This window comes from Oculatella sp. LEGE 06141 (assembly GCF_015207605.1).
Classification (GTDB): domain Bacteria; phylum Cyanobacteriota; class Cyanobacteriia; order Elainellales; family Elainellaceae; genus Oculatella.
Window position 1 is genome coordinate 1 of record NZ_JADEWO010000128.1, and the last position, 4423, is coordinate 4423.

Here is a 4423-nt window from a genome sequence, read left to right on the forward strand (position 1 = left end):
CCCCACCCAACAGCCCCAGCACCAACAACACCAGCAGCAGCAATTGCCACCAGGGACGCGCTTTCCAGATCAGCATGGCTTGCGGCAGTTTCTCTGGCAGCTTGTAGCCCTGGGTATCTTCTAGCTCCACCTGAAAGTTAATCACCTGTCCTGTTCCTACAAACGGTCGTCGCCGCTTGTGAACGGGCTGCACCAACAGCAAAATTTCGGCCTCGCGGCTCGGCGGCAATCGTACCTGGGGCGGTTCGTAGTCGTAGGTGCAGAGTTCATCTTCCTCGCGGCTACTGGCACTAAAGCTCAGTTGGCGAATGATGTTGCCAGCATTACGCAGCTTGAGCAGATATTTGCCGGGACGATGGCTCACTTTACCAATGACCGTTTCCAGCTCCACCTGAAGCTGCTCAACGGTGGGAATGTCGAGATAGACCAGATCCAGCAGCACCAGATCGGGATGGTTGTCCGAGTAAAGGCGGAGGGTGGGCGTATAGGTTCCGGCCAGGGTTTCAGCCGGAGGGTGAAGCTCTAGCTGAATGTATCCCGACATCCCGGGGTTTAGCTCCAGACAACTGGTTTCAGCCACCAGACCCGGCGCATCCAGATTTTTGCTGGGGTAGCGAATGGTAAACCACTCTGCTTCTAAATCCAGACAGGTTAACCGAAACTTATCGACCAGATTAGAGCGGTTTTCGACCCGCACCTGCACGGGTAAAACATCACCCGGATTGAGACGGGCAGGCTTTTGTGGATTGGTAGCTGGGCTTAAGAAAAAGGAGGGATCGTTGACCCGAACAACGGTTTGCTCGCGCAGCAAGACCCGCAACTGTTGGGGATACTGAATGGGTGTATCTTCCGGATAATGCAGGGGCGAATCAATCACCAGGGTGTAGTCGTAGGTGCCCGGTAGCGCATTGGCAGGCAGTACAAAGTCAAAAATGACCTCGCCGTTTTGTTGGGGGTCGAGCGCTAGCCGCTGCCGAACAGACTGACACCACTGGCTGGGAATCTGATCGGTGTCATCGAGATACACATCAATGACCGCACCATATTCACCCTGATTTTGCACAATCACCGACAGCTCCAAACCATCTCCCGGCATGGCAGATTGCAGGTCGGGGGGATTGATAATCGCCGTTAACGGACTGGCAAACGGTTGCATATTACTGCCCCTCACGTCGAATACGCTGTAGCACCACCTGGCGATCGTCCCCTCCACTCACAACCAGCAAATTCTGCGCTGTTTCTACACTATCCACCGATTTAGTTTTCTGGGGGCTGGTGTAAAGGAGTTTGCCATCGGGCGGCACCGGGTCGGTAGAGCCATCCAGCGTCCACAGCATCACCCGTCCGCTATCATCGGCGCTAACCAATTGGCGACCGCTGGCACTAAAGCGAATACTGCGAATGGGAATGGCGCGATCGCCCTCAACGGCTCGCCAGCGCCGCTGGGGCTGGCAGTTCAACACCGGACTGCTAACTGAAGTAGACTGCGAATGGGAGCGGCAAGCAGTGATATCCCAAAGCGTAATATCACCATTTGAATCCGAGGTTGCCAAAACAGCGGTTCCGGGTGCAAACTCCAGGTCGTACACATAATCGCGGGGACTGGCCTGGGGCATCAACAATTGCGGAACCTGGTTGGGATCAGGAGCAGTTAAATCCCACAACACCACGGTCATATCTGACCCCGCACTAACCAGGTATTGACCATCTGGACTCAGCGCCAGGGCAAACACTTCATAATCGGCTCGGTAGTCTGGCTGGTTGGTGAGCCGGAGGCGATTTAGCGGACGCACTTCAAACCTTGCGCCGGGAGGCCGCTGCCATACCCGAATTGTACCGCTGCCGTGGCCGCTGTACAGCGTGCGTGAGTCTTCGGCAAAGGCCAGGGCAAACACGCGATCGCCCGTTTGATCATCGGGGTCTTTAAGCTGCTCCATCCGATTTGGGTCAGGGTTCGGCAAATTCCATAACTGCACGGCACCGTTGGCCAACCCGGCTGCAATGCGATCGTTGTCCTTTGGAAAAAACTCAATCGACCAGATCTGGTTGGTCGTTTGCGCCAGTACGCCTCTTGGATTAACGTCAAAATTGCAACTGGTTGGGGAGACATCCCCTAATTCCCCTTCCGGTTGAAGCTGGTTGCCCTGCACCGTCCAGCGGCGGATGGTGCAGTCGTTGGAGCCGCTAACGACCGAGAGGGCATCACTGCTAAAGCGCATAGCGTTAACCGATGCCACATGCCCAATGGGGTCAGGTTGTAGTAACCAGGCCAGCAGCGCGGCGAGTAGCGCCAGCACCGCCAGCACCAACCACAGCGGCACGATGGGCAGTATCCGCAATTCAACAGGCTGAGTGGCCGGTTCCACATCCACGGCACTGCCCGCTTGCAGTTGGGGATACAGGTCTAGCTTCAGTTTCCTTCCCAGCCCTACCCAGGGGCGTTGAGTTCGGATAGTGAGCGGAAGCTGTACCGTTTCCCCCAAACCTAACAGCGCAGGTTGCGATGGCTCTGGGGTGCAGGGTTGGCGATCGCACCCGCCCACCTCGACGTTGATCCAGGATTTAACGTTGCTTAAATTCCCAAACGCTGCATACACCACAGCCGTTTTCGTTTTCCAATCGAGCCACCACCCCTTTGCAGCAGGAATCGACTGTTTTGGCGGTGTAGCCGCAAATTTAATGAACCCCACAGGCAAAATTTCGAGGATGCCGTCTGCCCGAATGGCAGCAATGCTTTGGCTAGATGCCTCTACCCCAAATGGATAGGATTGGTTGGGCGCTTGCGTTACACCGGGCGGCTGGCATTGAAACAGAACCAATTCTTCCGCACTGGGAGGCAGCAATACTCGCCGTTCGGTACCGTTCGTCATCCAGGCTGGGGCTAACCCCGACAGCCGCAGGACGGCATCCACCGGGCGAGGGGTGAGGTTACAAACGCGCACGGTGATGTCAACCGCATTGCGGGGATAGACCTGGAGGTGCTGAGGCACCAGGCTGAGGCTCAACGGCAGTCCCTCGGCTCCGGCTTCAACGATCAGCCGCAGCACCCGTCTGGCTTCTCCCGGCAGTTGGGGCGACAGCACGCGCACCGTTAAGTTGACCGCTCCAGCAAAGTGGGGCAGGGGCGAATCTACAATCAGCACTTGAAACCGGGTTTCATCGCCCGGTGGCTTGGCAACAGAGACTTCTGGCGACAGTCGATACCAGTCTGCCCCTGGATAGGAGCTAGCCCCAGCGGCAGAAAGTTCGAGCTGAAATTGAGCCTGTTGATCGCTATCGTTGCGAACCACCACTTCAAAGGTCGCTGGAGGTTGTCCAGGGCGAAATGTGACGCTCTGAGTTGAAAGGTTGGCGCTAATCAGGCGTTTTTCCATCACCATTGACCAGCCAGATCCTCGTGCTGTAACCCGGTTAGCTGTCGCCGTCGCCACGCATAATACAGCAAGTTGATACCCAACTCCTGTGCGGTGCGAATCACGATGCGAGGTAAGGTTAAGCCTTCATCGGGTCCCCACACCGACGCTATTTCTCCCACTATGAGGATGATACCGCCGCCGATCGACAGTTGAATCGGGTGCTGGTTGACCAGGGGTAATGCCGCAAACAAAAACGGACGGGTGCGGAGCGGATGGTTGCGGAGGTTGGTGAGGGGCTGCAATTGATGTCCAAGCTGTTGCGCTAGCGATCGCACCGTTTCAATTAACTCAGTTGCTTCGGGTACCGTATCCACCAACAGCACGCCGCCATTTTGCACATACTCGCGCAGGGCATCCAGTTCAGAACCGCCTAGCTCTAGCTTCTGCCGTCCGGTGAGATACAACAGGTCATACTGCATCAGCGCAGTGCCGCCATCGGCAAGGGATACCTGCCCCACCTCATCGGCTCCCTTCATCTGCGGATACAGCGCTTCCACCGCTTGCAGCAAATAGGAAAGATTGAAGAAATGGCGGGCACAGTCTGGGTCATCCCGGTTCACCTGAGCCAGCCGCATCAATGCCTGGGGGCGAGTTTGGGCTTGAATTCGGTACCGCAGGTCAAGCTGGTTGTATCCCGGAAAAAAGACATCGTCCGGGTGGGAAATTGCCACAGAACCCGGCTGGATTAGAATGCGGCAGAGTTCAACTTCCAGCGGTTGAGGCAGGGACGTGGTTTCTTCCAGGCGATAGGTTTCCTGCACCGTTTCACCGCTGCGATCGCGCTGAAGTTCATCCGGGTCACGGTAGCTCGTTACCAGATACACCGTCATTGGGTCGGAACCCGCTAATTCGGTATCGATATGGTAATTGAACGGCTTGGGAATCACAATCAGGTTGCCCTGCACATCAATGGCGATTCCTGGCTGTACTTGAATCCAGCGATCGTCCCGGTTGCGGCTTTTACCCTGCGATGGGGCTGGAATAGCCCGCACCCCCAACCCACACAC

2 protein-coding genes and 1 pseudogene are annotated in these 4423 nt (G+C 56.4%); all 3 read right to left on the reverse strand.

The genetic code is table 11. The annotated features are described in order from the left end of the window. Positions 1–1156: pseudogene (locus tag IQ268_RS31815) on the reverse strand (hypothetical protein); the annotation flags it as partial. A 1-nt stretch (position 1157) separates the two neighbouring features. Continuing rightward, complete coding sequence (locus IQ268_RS31820; protein WP_193887466.1) at positions 1158–3431, reverse strand: hypothetical protein; 2274 nt, start codon at positions 3429–3431, stop codon at positions 1158–1160. Then, a partial coding sequence (locus tag IQ268_RS31825; RefSeq protein WP_193887468.1) for a DUF4159 domain-containing protein occupies positions 3374–4423 on the reverse strand: 1050 nt, incomplete at its 5' end. The genes IQ268_RS31825 and IQ268_RS31820, both read right to left, overlap by 58 nt.